The 14,968-nt window shown below is 30.3% G+C and carries 17 protein-coding genes and 4 tRNA genes; 6 read left to right on the forward strand and 15 right to left on the reverse strand.

The features are described from left to right. Positions 1-350: 350 nt before the first annotated feature. The 9 genes from H3S73_RS02555 to H3S73_RS02595 form a co-directional block, all read right to left on the reverse strand. On the reverse strand, positions 351-572 hold the full coding sequence (locus H3S73_RS02555) for a Flp family type IVb pilin (protein WP_198229211.1): 222 nt from the start codon (positions 570-572) through the stop codon (positions 351-353). Positions 573-1,083: 511 nt separating this feature from the next. Next, the gene (locus H3S73_RS02560; protein WP_198235492.1) at positions 1,084-1,305 is read right to left on the reverse strand and encodes a Flp family type IVb pilin; all 222 of its coding nucleotides are present in this window, start codon (positions 1,303-1,305) and stop codon (positions 1,084-1,086) included. Between the two features lie 564 nt (positions 1,306-1,869). Continuing rightward, positions 1,870-2,088: a Flp family type IVb pilin gene (locus H3S73_RS02565; protein ID WP_198228785.1), complete on the reverse strand. Its 219-nt coding sequence runs from the start codon at positions 2,086-2,088 to the stop codon at positions 1,870-1,872. A gap of 558 nt (positions 2,089-2,646) precedes the next feature. After that, complete coding sequence (locus H3S73_RS02570) at positions 2,647-2,868, reverse strand: Flp family type IVb pilin (RefSeq protein ID WP_198228784.1); 222 nt, start codon at positions 2,866-2,868, stop codon at positions 2,647-2,649. A 465-nt stretch (positions 2,869-3,333) separates the two neighbouring features. After that, positions 3,334-3,546, reverse strand: a complete 213-nt coding sequence (locus H3S73_RS02575) for a Flp family type IVb pilin (protein WP_198228783.1) — start codon at positions 3,544-3,546, stop codon at positions 3,334-3,336. 324 nt (positions 3,547-3,870) lie between these two features. Continuing rightward, positions 3,871-3,946, reverse strand: a tRNA-Gly gene (locus H3S73_RS02580). A gap of 70 nt (positions 3,947-4,016) precedes the next feature. Next, positions 4,017-4,274, reverse strand: coding sequence for a DUF1145 domain-containing protein (locus H3S73_RS02585; protein WP_086309111.1), 258 nt, complete (start codon positions 4,272-4,274; stop codon positions 4,017-4,019). Next, entirely contained in the window at positions 4,274-4,837 is a 564-nt protein-coding gene (gene rsmD / locus H3S73_RS02590) for a 16S rRNA (guanine(966)-N(2))-methyltransferase RsmD (RefSeq protein ID WP_198235493.1), read from the reverse strand. Before rsmD ends, H3S73_RS02585 begins: the two co-directional genes overlap by 1 nt. Before the next feature lie 13 nt (positions 4,838-4,850). Further along, positions 4,851-7,382 carry a penicillin-binding protein 1A gene (locus H3S73_RS02595; protein ID WP_370528770.1) on the reverse strand — a complete coding sequence of 844 codons (2,532 nt, stop codon included), beginning with the start codon at positions 7,380-7,382 and terminating at the stop codon, positions 4,851-4,853. Between the two features lie 267 nt (positions 7,383-7,649). Here H3S73_RS02595 and H3S73_RS13955 point away from each other — a divergent pair, with 267 nt between their 5' ends. After that, positions 7,650-8,057 carry a protein YgfX gene (locus tag H3S73_RS13955; protein WP_198235495.1) on the forward strand — a complete coding sequence of 136 codons (408 nt, stop codon included), beginning with the start codon at positions 7,650-7,652 and terminating at the stop codon, positions 8,055-8,057. Positions 8,058-8,092: 35 nt separating this feature from the next. Here the strand turns inward: H3S73_RS13955 and tusA are convergent, their stop codons facing one another. The 6 genes from tusA to H3S73_RS02630 form a co-directional block, all read right to left on the reverse strand. Continuing rightward, positions 8,093-8,329, reverse strand: a complete 237-nt coding sequence (gene tusA / locus H3S73_RS02605; protein WP_198235496.1) for a sulfurtransferase TusA — start codon at positions 8,327-8,329, stop codon at positions 8,093-8,095. Between the two features lie 19 nt (positions 8,330-8,348). After that, entirely contained in the window at positions 8,349-9,155 is an 807-nt protein-coding gene (locus H3S73_RS02610; protein WP_198235497.1) for a Cof-type HAD-IIB family hydrolase, read from the reverse strand. Positions 9,156-9,278: 123 nt separating this feature from the next. Continuing rightward, positions 9,279-10,547, reverse strand: a complete 1,269-nt coding sequence (locus tag H3S73_RS02615) for a secretin N-terminal domain-containing protein (RefSeq protein ID WP_198235498.1) — start codon at positions 10,545-10,547, stop codon at positions 9,279-9,281. A 64-nt stretch (positions 10,548-10,611) separates the two neighbouring features. Then, positions 10,612-10,986: a hypothetical protein gene (locus H3S73_RS02620; RefSeq protein ID WP_198235499.1), complete on the reverse strand. Its 375-nt coding sequence runs from the start codon at positions 10,984-10,986 to the stop codon at positions 10,612-10,614. Then, positions 10,983-11,456 (reverse strand): type II secretion system protein, encoded by a 474-nt coding sequence (locus tag H3S73_RS02625; RefSeq protein ID WP_198235500.1) that lies wholly within the window; start codon positions 11,454-11,456, stop codon positions 10,983-10,985. The genes H3S73_RS02620 and H3S73_RS02625 overlap by 4 nt, the downstream gene beginning before the upstream one ends. After that, positions 11,446-12,402 carry a PilN domain-containing protein gene (locus tag H3S73_RS02630; RefSeq protein ID WP_198235501.1) on the reverse strand — a complete coding sequence of 319 codons (957 nt, stop codon included), beginning with the start codon at positions 12,400-12,402 and terminating at the stop codon, positions 11,446-11,448. The genes H3S73_RS02625 and H3S73_RS02630 overlap by 11 nt, the downstream gene beginning before the upstream one ends. A 199-nt stretch (positions 12,403-12,601) precedes the next feature. Here H3S73_RS02630 and H3S73_RS02635 point away from each other — a divergent pair. The 5 genes from H3S73_RS02635 to H3S73_RS02655 all read left to right on the forward strand — a co-directional run bounded on the left by H3S73_RS02635 (position 12,602) and on the right by H3S73_RS02655 (position 14,915). Further along, a tRNA-Val gene (locus tag H3S73_RS02635) sits at positions 12,602-12,677 on the forward strand. 35 nt (positions 12,678-12,712) lie between these two features. Continuing rightward, positions 12,713-12,788: transfer RNA gene (locus tag H3S73_RS02640), tRNA-Val, on the forward strand. 20 nt (positions 12,789-12,808) lie between these two features. Then, positions 12,809-12,884, forward strand: a tRNA-Lys gene (locus H3S73_RS02645). A gap of 545 nt (positions 12,885-13,429) precedes the next feature. Next, positions 13,430-14,134 carry a tetratricopeptide repeat protein gene (locus H3S73_RS02650; protein ID WP_086327466.1) on the forward strand — a complete coding sequence of 235 codons (705 nt, stop codon included), beginning with the start codon at positions 13,430-13,432 and terminating at the stop codon, positions 14,132-14,134. 172 nt (positions 14,135-14,306) lie between these two features. Next, positions 14,307-14,915: a tetratricopeptide repeat protein gene (locus tag H3S73_RS02655; RefSeq protein WP_198235502.1), complete on the forward strand. Its 609-nt coding sequence runs from the start codon at positions 14,307-14,309 to the stop codon at positions 14,913-14,915. The last annotated feature ends 53 nt before the right edge of the window (positions 14,916-14,968 follow it).

Here is a 14,968-nt window from a genome sequence, read left to right on the forward strand (position 1 = left end):
TAGTTTTTTAATAAAGATATTTTATATTATTATTTAATTAGTTATATTAAAACAATTTACTCATTAATATATTTTTACTAAAACATCATTAAATTTTTCAAATTAGATAAAAGGTAAAAGAGGTAATGCTGATATGAGTAATAAAATAATCTGATCTTAAAAGGCTAAAAAGCGGGCGCAATATCTAAACAAATTAGGCTTTGGATTAAAACTTATTGTATATGCTGTTATTTATATTTACCCCATGATTAGCAACGGGTTATCTTATAATTTGACATGATAACAAAAAACCAAAAATAATAAACCACCTCTTTTAAAGGGGTGGTTTATATCACCATAACAATCAAATATTATGATTGTATAATGTTAGTTAATTTAGATTGTAAAGAAGTAAATACATCACTTATCATAAAGTAAACAGGGCCACCATAGCTGCTACAGACAGTAAAAATGACTGCCGAAACACCTGCTGCAACAATTGCATATTCAATTGCTGTTACACCGCGTTCATTTTTGTTAAATTTATTTGTAAATTTTTTTACTTGCGCACGAACTGCTGATAAATACATCATAATAACTTTCTCCTTTAATTTTACATTGTTTTTAATATTATTTTCACTTTCTTGTTAGAAAGTTTTCATATTATATGCAATCTAATGTAACCTTACTAGCATCAAATGTGATTCTGATTTTTATATTAATTTAATTAAAATTTAACTATTGTGAGCACAAAAAGAGAATTGTTTACAATGAATAAGTTAATAGATACCTATACACTAGAAAAATAGAATTCACTAAAACAACATTAAATATTTTAAATTGGATAAGAGGTAAAAGAGGTAATGCTGATATGAGTAATAAAATAATCTGATATTAAAAGACTAAGATGCAGATGCAGATGCAGATGCAATATTTAAACAAACGAGGCTTTAGACTAAAACTTATTATATATCATTCTGTTATTTGTATTTACGGCATGATTTGCAACGGGTTATCTTATAATTTGACATGATAACAAACCACCAAAAACAATAAACCACCCCTTTTAAAGAAGTGGTTTATATCACCAATAACAATCAAATATTATGATTGTATAATGCCATTTAATTTAGTTTGTAAAGTAGAAAATACATCAGTTAGCATATCGTGAACAGGACCACTGGTACCGTTAAAGATAACCAAAATCACTGCTGAAACACCTGCTGCAACGATTGCATATTCAATCGCAGTTACACCGCGTTCATTTTTGATAAATTTGTTTGCAAAGTTTTTAAATTGTGCGCGAACTGCTGATAAATACATCATAATAACTCTCTCCTTCAATATTTACATTATATTTAATTTGTTTTCGCTTTCTTATCAGAAAGTTTTCACATTATATGCGGTTTAATATCAATTTACCAGCATTAAATACAATTTTATTTTAATTTTTTTATATCAAATCAATAAAAAATACCATTACGACTCCAAAAGAAAGAGATAATTTTATAATCATACGTTAACAGTTAACCATTTATAGTTTTTTAATAAAGATATTTTATATTATTATTTAATTAGTTATATTAAAAAAATTTACTCATTAATATATTTTTACTAAAACATCATTAAATTTTTCAAATTAGATAAAAGGTAAAAGAGGTAATGCTGATATGAGTAATAAAATAATCTAATCTTAAAAGGCTAAAACGCTGCCATAATATCTAAATAAACCAGACTTTAAACTAAAATTTATTGTATATGCGGTTATTTGTATTTACTGCATGATTTGCAATGGATTATTTTATAATTTGATGTGATATCAAACCACCCTAAATAATAATCCCCCTTTTATAAAGGGGTGGTTTGTTTCACTATAGTAATCAAGTATTGTTAAAAAATAATACTAATTAATTTAAATCTTAAAGTATTAAATACGTTATTTAGCATATCGTGAACAGGACCACCGGTACCGTTAAAGATAACCAAAATCACTGCTGAAACACCTGCTGCAACAATTGCATATTCAATTGCTGTTACACCACGTTCATTTTTGATAAACTTATTTGCAAAGTTTTTAAATTGTGCGCGAACTGCTGATAAGTACATCATAACACTCCCCCTTTAATATTTACATTTTATATTCATGATTTTTTCTATTTATTATCATGAATATTTCGCATTATATGTAGTTTAATGTAAATTTGCCAGCATAAACTGAACTTTATAATAAATTTTTATACCAAACCAATAAAAAATACCAATAATGTAAAAAAATAAAAATAAGACTTTATAACTAATATGTTAATAAGTTACCTACTATAACCTTTTATAAATAGATTTTAGTCATCACTCAATTTTAAAGATAAAAATAATTTACTCATTAAAATATTTTGCTGATATACCATTAAATTCTTTAAATTGCATGAGAGGTAAAAGAGGTACATTGATATGAATCATAACATTTCTAACAATTTAATTTTAAAAAGCTGAAAATACAATGTTGAAATAACATATAGAGGACTTAATCCTTTTATACTAACTGTTATTAATATCTATTTTATTATTTATAAGATTTATCTTATTACTTAACGCAATAAAAAACTAACTTAAAACAATAAACTACTCCTTTACGAAGGAGTAGTTTATATCGCTATGTAATCAAGTATTTTAACTAACAATAATATTAACTAATTTAGCTTTTAATTCAAAAAATATATCCTCGAACATATTATGAACAGCACCATCGGTACCATTAAAGATAACTATAACCACAGAAGAAATACCTGCGGCAACGATTGCGTATTCAATTGCTGTTACACCAAGTTCATTTTTTATGAATTTGCTTGTAAAATTTCTTACTAGTGAACGGACTGCTGATAAATGCACCATAATTACTTTCTCCTTAATATTTACATTATTTTAATTTTTTGTAAAAATATCTTTACTTAATGTTAACAAATTATATGCTGTTTAATGTAAATTTACCAGATGTAATTGTAATTTTTTATAAAAAAAATTTACAATTAAAACATAATGTTAATAAATAATATAAAAAGAAAAGTATAACAAACAAATTTATTGTTAATTATTTGACAATTCATATGAAATATAATGAAAGCATAATGTATTAATAATTAATTATTATTAATAACCTGATAATTATTTTTATCGAAAAAAATAACAGTTAAAAGGGAAAACAAATAACAGAAAGATATTGAATATTAGATAACCTAAAAAGGAAAGTGAAAAATTATAAGTTTAAATAGTTATATCAAAACGGTTAAACATATCTCCAAAACGTTATTTATATCCATTTTAATGTTTATAATAAGTTAGAAAAATAAAAAAACAAACTTAAATAATACTACTTAATTTATGTTTTAATTTATCAAATAATTCAGTTAAAGCATGTTTAACTGGGCCATCATCATCAAAAAAAATAACTGAAACTACCATTGTAATTCCTGACATTATAATTGCATATTCTATCGTATGCACACCACATTCATTTTTTACAAATTTAGTTCCAGTGGATTTTATTTGAGTAAAAATTGCTGATATTTCCATAATAATAACGTTCATTTACTAGTTTACAGTTTATTTGATTTACTTTCATTTTTTTAATTTTTAGAATTGTACACTAATTACTTTAAAGTTACTAAAGATAATTAATCTAAGATTATAGAAATATTTGGAGGGATAAAAAAAAGATATATAATTATAAAATTAAAAATAATTTTTGTCAGATATAAATGTTAAGTTTCAACATAATTGATACTACATATATATAATGTATTGATGATTAGTTTCACCAAATTCCGTTAAAAAGTAGATAGGCTAGATCTTTTATAAGAATGTTTATTCGATATTGAATATTTGTAGATGAAGAATTGGAGCGGGAAACGAGGTTCGAACTCGCGACCTCAACCTTGGCAAGGTTGCGCTCTACCAACTGAGCTATTCCCGCTTATTGGAATACTTCGAAAGAAGTGGGAGCATTATACAAAATTTTTTGTATCTGGCAACCACTTTTATCGTTATTTTTTAATTTTCCAGCTAAGTGATTCAAATACACCAAAAATAAAAAGACGAAGTGCTTTAAATTTATCCTCTTCTTTCTCTTTATTCGTCATTGTTGACTGTAACATATAGGCTTGCAAGCCATGAGTTAGAGTAAAAGCAGCCAAACCAAAATACGCAACAATATTGGCAGGTTTTGGGTATGGGTGAATCAGATTGAATAATAAAAATAACCACATTATGGTATATAAAAATTTACCAATAAATATAAACATTAATTTTCTTCTCGTATAAAAAGATAGCTGTGAACCTGGCCTACGGTTTTTTCTCGATGTAATTGCCAATTAGTAGGAATATAACTCATTAGCTCATGGTCTTTTTCTGTTTCGATATAAATATATGCAGATGATTTCAGCCAATTATTATTTTCAAGCTGATTAACCGTTTGGGCAACGAGTGATTGATGAAATGGTGGATCGATAAACACAATATCAAACTGTTTTTGAGCTGGTTGATTAAGCCATATTAGCGTATTAGTGTGATGAATCTCAATTGCATCGCAAGCAATAAGTAGTTTATTTTTATTAAGCAGCTGCGCAACTTGTTTATCTTTTTCTAGTAATATTACACTTTTTGCACCTCGTGATGCAGCTTCAAAGCCTAATGAACCACTTCCCGAAAAACAATCTAAACATTCACTATCATAAATAACTGGCATTAACCAATTATAAAGAGTTTCTTTAACTCTATCAGTAGTAGGGCGTAAACCTTGTTTGTCAAGTACTGCCAATTTACGTCCACGCCATTTGCCACCAATAATTCTTATAGAACCATTCATACTCAATACCTTACTAGAATAGTTCTTGTGTGTTACCTTGGGAATCGGTCACACTTGTATCAACTTCTTGAGTTGCATAAGATTTTGGTTCAGTACCTTTAATAAAGTATTCCGACATTGTTTGAGAACCTGATTGAGGTAATAACCCGGTCTTTTGATCAATGGTAACAGAGATGACATTGTCCGGCTTAATATCTTCATTTACAGGTACATCCTGTAAGGCGATTTTCATATAATCAATCCAAAGTGGATTGGCTGTAACTGCCCCTGCTTCCGCTCGAATAGTTCGACCTAAATTGCGTCGATGATCATCAAAGCCCATCCATACAGTTGTGACAATATTGCCACCATAGCCAGAAAACCAAACATCTTTTGATGAATTTGTGGTACCGGTTTTCCCCCCTACATCTTTTCTACCTAATGCTTTCACGCGCCAAGCCGTACCTTGCCAATCAGAACCGCCAAAGACAATTGTTCTAAGTCCATCTTTCATAATAAAAGCTAAACCACTATCGATCGTATGAGGTGCATATTTTGGAGTAACATCCGTTGCTTTATTATCCAGATTGATATTTGGTAATACCATATTATCATCTGATTTAAGGTTAGCTTGTTCAGGTTCTTCATTACCTGATTCGTCTATTTCATTCTCTACATTATTTAGGGATACTGGCATTGACTCTGTTTTGATAACCTCATCAGTACAATTTTTGCAAGCAATCAAAGGTTGATGTTGATAAATAACACCACTACCATTATTGTCTTCGATTTTTTCAATTAAATAAGGCGAAATTAAATATCCACCATTAACAATCACCGAATAAGCTCTTGCTACTTGCAATGGTGTGAACGAAGCAGAACCTAAAGCTAAAGATTCATTAAGTGAGATATTTTCTTTAGGGAATCCAAATCGCTCTAAATAAGTCGCAACATATTCAATTCCTACTGCACGCAGCGCTCTAACCATCATTACATTTTTAGACATTCCCAAGCCAATTCTTAAACGTAATGGGCCAGCATAGTTTGGTGGGGAATTTTTAGGTCGCCAAGTCGCACTACCTGTTGAGCGAACAATAGGCGCATCATTGAGTAGTGTAGCCATAGTTAAACCTTTTTCTAATGTTGCTGTATAAATAAAAGGTTTAATATTTGAACCTAATTGACGAAGAGCTTGGGTAGCACGATTAAATTTACTTAAATAAAAATCATAACCGCCAACAATTGCTTTGATAGCACCATTGTCAGAATCAAGTGAAACTAGTGCAGCATTGACAGCTGGAATTTGTGCTAATGCCCATTTATCATTTGTTTTCTTAACCCAAATAAGTTGTCCTGGTTTTAATGTATCAGATACTTTTTTCGGAAAAGAACCTTGTCTAGTATCACTAATAAATGGTCGAGCCCACTTCATATCTTGGAATGCAATAACGATTTTAGATTTATCGGTTAAAACAACATTTGCTTCGAGATCCGAAGATTGAATAACAACACCAGGGCACATACCACTATAACAAGTATATTTCTTTAACGTATTTTGAATTTGCTCATCATTCCATGCTTTCTCGTTATCTTTCCATAATATTTTTTCAGGACCACGATAACCATGTCTTATATCATAATCAATAATATTTTTTTGCACAGCTTGCTCGGCTGCTAACTGATCTCTTTTAGAAATAGTTGTATAGACTTTATAGCCATCAGTATAAGCATTTTCACCAAATTTATCATACATAAACTGCCTTGCCATTTCGGCAATATATGGGGCTGAAAATTCGATCTGTGGTGAATGATAACTTACATTAATTGGCTTACTGATTGCTTCATTGTATTGTGATTGAGTAATATAAGATTGATCCAGCATACGACCCAAAACCCAGTTACGTCTGGTCAGTGCACGATCAGGGTGTGAAATAGGATTATAAGCTGAAGGTGCATTTGGCAAACCAGCTAATAGTGCCGCTTCATCAATGGTTAACTGATCTGGGGTCTTACCAAAAAAAGTATAAGAAGCAGCTGCAACACCATATGCTCTAGAACCAAAGTTAATCATATTTAAATAAAGTGTCATGATTTCTTCTTTAGTTAGCTCTTTTTCCATACGAATCGCTAAAATAACTTCTTTCGCTTTTCGTGAAATACTCTTTTCTGGTGTTAAGAAAAAGTTTTTTGCAACCTGCTGGGTTATAGTGCTTCCACCTTGCGAAAATCCTTTTTGCTTTAAACCTATGTACATTGCTCGGACAATCCCGACCGGATCGATACCAAAATGCTCATGAAATCTCGCATCTTCTGTAGCAATCACAGCATTAACCACAACAGGTGGGATTTCATTATATTTTAATGGTGTTCGTCGACGTTCACCAAAAATAGCGATGAGTTCTCCATCTTTGCTCAAAATTTGCAGTGGTGTTTGCAACCTTACATCTTTTAAGGTTGTAACATCAGGCAAGTCTTTTGAATAATAAGCATAACCAGCAATTACTATGACTAAAGCACATAGAAAACAGCCGATAAAAAACTTAAGAAAAAATTTTAACACTTTAATTATTATCACAAATTATTCCTAGCTGAATTTTCAAAGGAAAAAGTAAGGGCAACAAAGTAATTTCTGTTACCCCGCAAATAATTTAACACATAGTTTTTATGAACATTGATATGATGAATTTAATATTCTAGTCATAGAGCAAATATATTAATCACTCATAAAAAATTACTTTAATTATGCGTATTATCTCCCATATTTAGCTTAATTTTAAGCAATTTTTAACAACATCATCTATTAATTGTGTTTTATTTGAACTAAGTTTTTATTATGTGGAGAACTAAATTAACCATATCCGGCCAACAAATAATAATATTATCAATATGTTATTTGATTATAATTGTTGAATGTTTATTAAAATTTTCCGATACATTATTAAATAACTACACTTTTATTATTTTATTGTTCTTAATTATTGACTGGTGGCGAAGCATTAGTTGTTGCAAGAAAATCAAAGGAGAATTTGCACTATTTCATTATATAAATCAGATCTATTGGTATAATCAACGGTGGTATTTAAGACGCAATCCATTAATACTTCGTTACATTATTATTTTAAATTTGCGATCAAGAAGAACCAATAAACAACATACCCTATTTTTAATGTCGGATAATTTTTCTCCAAACGACTGGCGTACTTTACGTTACTATCTCTATCAAATTAAGTTAACTCACTAAAATGTATTGTTGACCTGAAATTTTTATCTGAAAGATCAATGGGATTTTTTTATCCAATATTGATAAGGTTTGGATTCTATTTGTGAGGCAAGCAATTCATGATCCATATATCTGCAAAAACTCGGTACATCACGAGTAGTGGCAAAATCATCAGCGATCAAATAAAGTACTTGTCCTATACCCAGTTCTCTCATAGCTTTTCGAACCAGCATGATAGGCTCTGGGCAACGTAATCCCAGAGTATCGAGTTTTTTATCAAAAGTTAGAGTCATAAAATATAATTAGATTAATTTATAGTAATAAATTACTTAAATAGTGAGGTACGGCATCATCAACGTTTGAACCAATTACCTCTAATTGAGGTAGTTTTTGACGTAAATCTAAACTAGCATTTTGCATAATGCAACCTTTTCCTGCCATTTTTAACATCTCAAAATCATTCATACCATCACCAAAAGCAATGCTATCTTTTAGATCGAGACCAAGTTTTTCAACGACCCTTTTTAGCGCACTGCCTTTTGATACGTTTTCAGCCATAATTTCAAGACAGTTTAAAGATGAAAATGTGATGCTTATTTTACTACCATATTTTTTATCAAGCCTATTTTTTATTTCGGCTAAATGTGGATGTAATGAATCACTACTTGTTGTGAAGTAAATTTTGGCAATATCGTCGGCTTCAAAATCAGATGGATTAAAATATTCATAAGTAAAATCTGTATCTCTAAAAAAACTTAAAGAATAAGTATCTTCTTTATTAATAAGCCAATTATCACCGCGGTAGACATGAGTATATACTAATGGATCATCAAAACATTCTTTTGCTACCTCACATGCTAAAACAGGATCAATACTTTGGCCGAAGATTAGATTCCCAGAGCTATCATGCACCCTAGCGCCATTGGAAGTAATCATAAAAGCATCAATTTCCATGTTTTCTCGCATTTGAGCCACATCAATATGGTGTCGCCCTGTTGCAAACACAAAATGAATATCTTTTTTACGCAAAGCTTGAAGGACTTGTTTAGTGTAAGGTGATAAGCAATGCTCAGGAGTTAATAAAGTACCATCTAAATCAGAAGCTACAACACGAAACATAATATTCTCTACTTTTATAATTTGTAATGATGATGACTAAAAAACCAAACATTGAAACAGTAAATTAAGTTTCAAAGTAAACCATAGAAAAATAAACTCTGTATGATACAACTCTGATGGCATTTACTCAACTAATTGTGGTGTGATAAAAATAACAAGTTCTTTTTTTTGCTGTTTTTTACCTTCATATTTAAATAAGTTACCAATAATCGGAAGCTCGCTCGCATTAGGTACGTTTCGTTTAAGATTATCGTTAGTTTGCTGAAAGATGCCACCTAAAACAATAGTTTCGCCATTGTTGACTTTCACTTGTGTTTTAATTTCTTGGGTATCGATAGCCAATGCTTCCCCTCCCTCACTTCGTTTAATTGAGCGCCCAGCGGTATTTTGAGTAATATATAAATCTAAAAGTATCTGATTTTCAGATAGTATTTTTGGCGTTACTTCTAATCCTAAAACGGCTTGCTTAAATTCAATTGATGTTGCACCATTATTACCATTTGAAACTTCATAAGGTATTTCTGTACCTTGCTTTATTGATGCCATATTTTGGTTGGATGTTAATAAATTAGGACTAGCAATAATTTCAACTTGATTTTCAGACTCTAAGGCTGATAGTTCTAAATTAAGCAAACTACCAGAAATTTTAGCTAAATTGAAACCTATGGTAGAAGTAGAGTTAGTAATACCCAACCCAACTTCAAACTTATTCAACAATTGAGATGATCGCCCTGAATAACCCCATTTAATACCTAATTCATTCATACTTTCACTACTCATTGTTACAATATGTGCAGATATATGTACTTGTGGCATTGGTTTATCAATCGACTTAATCAAATTGTTAATCGCTTTAAACTGTTTTGGTAAATCCATAATAATAAGTGAATTGGTTCGTTTATCCATAATCACTTTGCCCCGTTCGGATAATAATCCTTGCTGCTGAATGGTTTCATTTAAATTTGCAAGATCTGCATGATTAATCGCAATGGACAAAGATTCAAGCGGCAGCTTTTGCTCTTGTTGTTTGAGTTCCAATTGCTTTTTTTGTTCTAAAATTTCTGGTTCAATAGCTTTGGAAATAAATAGAATATTATCATCCATTGTGGCTTGTAAATTGGCCGAATCTAAAATAATGGTTAATGCTTTTTGCCAATCTATATTTTGCAGTTTAATGGTTTGTTTTATCGATAAATTCTCACCCATAATAAGATTCATTTGTTTACAATCAGCTAAAGCTTGCAAAATAATGGCAATATCTGTTTGATAAAAATTCATTGAAATAAGATCATTATCATGTTGTTCAACATTTGAAGACAAATTAAAACTTAACTGATTTTCGTTAGCTCTAACAGTACTTATCATGATGCTCATTGAGATCAAACAGATCATTGTTATCCTTGACAATATCTTTTGACATTGATGAATTGATGACATCTTTTTTGTTTGCATATCTTTATGACTCATTTAATGACATTGTCCATTCAATCGTTTCATGACAATAATCTGTCAAATTAGCTTGCCACACGATTTTATGATTTTGCCAAGATTGCAAAAACCAGGGAAATAGAACTTTAGACTGAACCTCTTGATTTATGGCAAGCCACTGATTTTCAGAATAGAGCCAAATTTGCGGATAATAATGACTTTTATGTTGAATCAGACCTTTGAATCGCCAAGCTTGTATCTGTTTTAATAATATTTCTTTCTGTTCATTACATGACGTTTGCGCTGGTTCAACAAATGGATCTCGATAAAAGTTTAACTCCGCGATAACATTAAAACAGCTGATAATCAATAAACAACCCATTATAAATAAGTTTGCTTTCACTCTATTTTCCTTTTAAATAATAAGGTAAATATAATTTGTAGATAAGATTCCTGTTTAGTCATCTTTAAATCTCGAAAATTCAAATAGTAATAATCTTTATTAAGGTCTGAAATTAAATTCATAAAATCTATAAATTCACCATTAAGTTCAATATCCCAATTTATTGTTTCATCCGTTTGATAATGTTTGAAAGCGTTTAGGACTAAATTGTTTCGTTCAATATATTGAGCAAATTCGTTTTGATTGATGATTATTAATGAACGGTTTTGCCCAAATTGATAATGTTTAAGCCTTGATTGTAATGACTCAATTTGTAGCTGTTTAGTTTGATATAATTTTTGTTGTTTGTCTGATTGTTTGTTTATATCGTAAATAAAAAACAGATAACCGATAATAAAAATAACGATCGTTAACAAAATACAGATTAAATATTGTTGCCAAAATGGCCGATTTAAAAACTCACTGTTCATTTAAGTCAATATCCATTTCAAAAAACAGACTATGTTTATTATTAATAATTGTTTTGATTTGGCTTTTACTGACATTTTTATGTTGTAAAAGATTTAGATTAAAATTAGTGAGTTCAATATAGTTAAAACTATGCCCTTTAATTGTTATTTTATCGGGTTTATAAGTAAACGAAGTTAACCAAATATTAGTAGGTAATTGTTCTGAAATTAATATTAATGACTGCTCGATTTGTCTTTGACTCGCGGAAGGATTTGGCAGATAAGTTGATAATTGCTCATTTAACTTTTGCTCAATAAGTTGTTGCTGTGAAACGTCATTTATACAGCGGGTTAATTTTGTTTGGGCTTGCCTCCACATATAACAAAATAAACAACTCATCACCCCCATCAAACATACTATTACAATTGATAAATACTGTTTTTGCTTATTATATTGACTTTGTCGCCATGGTAAAAAATTGAATCTTTTATTATCGCTTGAACAACCAATAAAATTGATTAAACATTCATTTTTTTTAAATAGCTCAATCCAGCTATTAACATAATCACGCTCGCATACGGCAATCATAATTTGCTTTTGGTTCTGTTTATCAGTTAAAAAATTAAAATCAAAAAAGACGTTTTTAGCGGATAACTCAAATAATTTATAGATCGAGGCTTCGATATATAAAGCAATTTCATTGGGTTGCAATTTCACCTCCGGCATCATCACTTTTGTTAATTGAATATAGTTATCTGAAAGGTTTATTTCATATTTGGTATATTTGGGTAACTTAGCTTGTAGTTGACCAACAAAAATATCAATATCATTGAAATTTTGATAATCATATTCAATTAAATCGCCAAATGGAGAAAACGTTAATAGCCCATTAGATTGACTTATCTTATATCGTATAACCTTGGGTTCGACATAAATTATGACCCGACATTTATCTATTATCTTCATCAATTAACTGCTCATAAAAATAATTTTATCCACAAATCATAGTCACAACAACTGAGGCAAACACAAATAAAAGGTATTTTTGCGATTCATCACCCAAAAAACGTTTAAAATTAAATCGAACAAAGCTAATTTTGCAGAAAATTAAAAAAAAAGGTTGACTGAAATAAGACGTGCCTTATAATGCACATCCACACGGTAAGGGTGATTAGCTCAGTTGGGAGAGCACCTCCCTTACAAGGAGGGGGTCACTGGTTCGAACCCGGTATCACCCACCAATCTTTACCGTGACGTTTTAGAAATAAAACACTTGGGGTGATTAGCTCAGTTGGGAGAGCACCTCCCTTACAAGGAGGGGGTCACTGGTTCGAACCCGGTATCACCCACCACTTTTAGCAGTTTTCTATATGGGTTGTTAGCTCAGTCGGTAGAGCAGCGGACTTTTAATCCGTTTGTCGAGCGTTCGAATCGCTCACGACCCACCACCTTTTTTAATTCTCTGTTTTACCAATCAAAGACAATAATTAAATATATTGAGTTATAAGAATACTAGCGTTCAACTAATCCACTCGTAATGAATCTGAACAATATTAAATGTCTGCGCTATGAAATGATAAGGTACATAATATGCCGAATAATCAAGCTTAAAATCTACCAATTATTTCTCCTTTAGAAAATCAATACGAACGATAATAAATTAAACAGTAAAAACACCAACATTCAATAAATTAATATGCAACTATTTTTAATTAACATAGAATATTAGCTCAAAAGGAGCATGTAAACGATTGTTCAAATTATCAAATTTAACACCTTGATTTTTCTACAAAATGTAACCCTTAAAATCAATTCTATTTAATAAAATTAAGTTTCAAGAACACCAACATTTGATAAACGTTGCTAAAATAGCAAATACCCTATTAATCATTTATAACTCTGACTTCTCCATCCTCAATAAATCAACTAACACCCTAAATTTGTTATCATGTAAAATATATCAATATCAAAAGGATATGATTTAGGAAATATTATGAAAAAGTTATTATTATCGACGTTTATTATGATCAATTTGTTGACGGGTTGTAGTTCTGATTCTGATTATAATGAGGTTGAAACTTATAACGATAAAGATGTGTTATATAAAAAAGCAGCTGTATTACAGGATGCTGCAGCGCAATTTGCTTTAGGTGCCAATTACTATTTTGGGCAAAATGGTTATACCCAAGATTATAGTCAAGCTAAAAAATGGTTTGAAGCGTCAGCCAAGCAAGGATATACGACATCTCAATATAATCTAGGTCTTATGTATAATAAAGGAGAAGGCGTAAAACCTGATTATAAAAAAGCAATAATGTATTATGAACAAGCCGCTCAGGCTAACTTTGTGAGAGCGCAAAATAATTTAGGTTTAATATATTATGAAGGTAAAGTGGTTCCACAAGATTTAGATAAAGCGAAATTCTGGTTTGAAAAAGCTGCTAATCAAGGTCATCTAAAATCTCAAGTAGCGTTAGCAACTATATATCTGTCAAATAAAAAAAACTACCCTAAAGGATTAGAGCTACTTAAACAAGGGCTAAAAGCCAATAATCCTGAAGCACAATTATTAATGGGCGTATTGTATTATAATGGAATAGCAGTATCACAAGATATTAATGAAGCCAAAAAGTATTATGACTTGGCTTGCAAAAATGGATTACAAAAAGGGTGTGAACTCTCCAAAGATATTCAATAACACCAAATTAATTAAAAATCTTTCAATTTTTAATGGCTAGATGTTTAAGTGTAATTAAATGAGATTTCCATTATATTTATATTATTTATGATATTTTAACCTAATATATGGCAATATACACAAAACAGGTAATCCAAAGCATGCCAACGAATGATTTACTGTAGGATGAAGTATGATTAAGTTCTTTACTAAAATGATATTAGGTTTATGTTTCAGTATTTCTGTCAGTGCTAATTCACAAATATTATTTGATTTTAACCAAGAATATCAGAAAGCGACTGAACAAAACAATGCTGAAGCTCAGTTTCATTTAGGTATTATGTATGCCAATGGTACGCATACTAAAAAGCGTCATTTTAAGGGTATTGAAAAACAATTTGAGCAACCCGATGAATCTCAACCAGATTATACTAAAGCTAAAGAGTGGTTCGAAAAAGCAGCCAATCAAGGTCATATTGAAGCACAACATCAACTTGCTTTACTTTATTATAATGGTCAAGGGACTAAACAAAATTATTCACAAGGAATTAAGTGGGATACCAAATCGGCAAAAAAAGGTAATGTGATAGCCCAATATACTTTAGCGAATCTTTATTATAAAGGTACAGGCGTAAAACAAGACTATTTTAAAGCAAAACAATGGTTTGCTAAAGCAGCTGAACAAAACTACTCTGATTCCAAAGAACAATTGGCCATTGTATCGAAAAAAGTATCAGCGATTGTTGCTAAGCAACAAGCAGCTAAAAAACAAAAAAGTAATTATGATTGTGGTTGTGATTAACATAAAATAATTATAACGCTATTTTCTATTATTATAGGTACGCCTAATAATTT

This window comes from Gilliamella sp. B14384G12, assembly GCF_016101825.1.
Taxonomy (GTDB): domain Bacteria; phylum Pseudomonadota; class Gammaproteobacteria; order Enterobacterales; family Orbaceae; genus Gilliamella; species Gilliamella apicola_N.

Excerpts from the sequence above, each read along its gene's own strand:
- H3S73_RS02555 (WP_198229211.1), bottom strand. The coding sequence starts at position 572 with ATGATGTATTTATCAGCAGTTCGTGCGCAAGTAAAAAAATTTACAAAT.
- H3S73_RS02560 (WP_198235492.1), bottom strand. The coding sequence starts at position 1,305 with ATGATGTATTTATCAGCAGTTCGCGCACAATTTAAAAACTTTGCAAAC.
- H3S73_RS02565 (WP_198228785.1), bottom strand. The coding sequence starts at position 2,088 with ATGATGTACTTATCAGCAGTTCGCGCACAATTTAAAAACTTTGCAAAT.
- H3S73_RS02570 (WP_198228784.1), bottom strand. The coding sequence starts at position 2,868 with ATGGTGCATTTATCAGCAGTCCGTTCACTAGTAAGAAATTTTACAAGC.
- H3S73_RS02575 (WP_198228783.1), bottom strand. The coding sequence starts at position 3,546 with ATGGAAATATCAGCAATTTTTACTCAAATAAAATCCACTGGAACTAAA.
- H3S73_RS02585 (WP_086309111.1), bottom strand. The coding sequence starts at position 4,274 with ATGTTTATATTTATTGGTAAATTTTTATATACCATAATGTGGTTATTT.
- rsmD (WP_198235493.1), bottom strand. The coding sequence starts at position 4,837 with ATGAATGGTTCTATAAGAATTATTGGTGGCAAATGGCGTGGACGTAAA.
- H3S73_RS13955 (WP_198235495.1), top strand. The coding sequence starts at position 7,650 with ATGTGGAGAACTAAATTAACCATATCCGGCCAACAAATAATAATATTA.
- tusA (WP_198235496.1), bottom strand. The coding sequence starts at position 8,329 with ATGACTCTAACTTTTGATAAAAAACTCGATACTCTGGGATTACGTTGC.
- H3S73_RS02610 (WP_198235497.1), bottom strand. The coding sequence starts at position 9,155 with ATGTTTCGTGTTGTAGCTTCTGATTTAGATGGTACTTTATTAACTCCT.
- H3S73_RS02615 (WP_198235498.1), bottom strand. The coding sequence starts at position 10,547 with ATGATCTGTTTGATCTCAATGAGCATCATGATAAGTACTGTTAGAGCT.
- H3S73_RS02625 (WP_198235500.1), bottom strand. The coding sequence starts at position 11,456 with ATGAACAGTGAGTTTTTAAATCGGCCATTTTGGCAACAATATTTAATC.
- H3S73_RS02630 (WP_198235501.1), bottom strand. The coding sequence starts at position 12,402 with ATGAAGATAATAGATAAATGTCGGGTCATAATTTATGTCGAACCCAAG.
- H3S73_RS02650 (WP_086327466.1), top strand. The coding sequence starts at position 13,430 with ATGAAAAAGTTATTATTATCGACGTTTATTATGATCAATTTGTTGACG.
- H3S73_RS02655 (WP_198235502.1), top strand. The coding sequence starts at position 14,307 with ATGATTAAGTTCTTTACTAAAATGATATTAGGTTTATGTTTCAGTATT.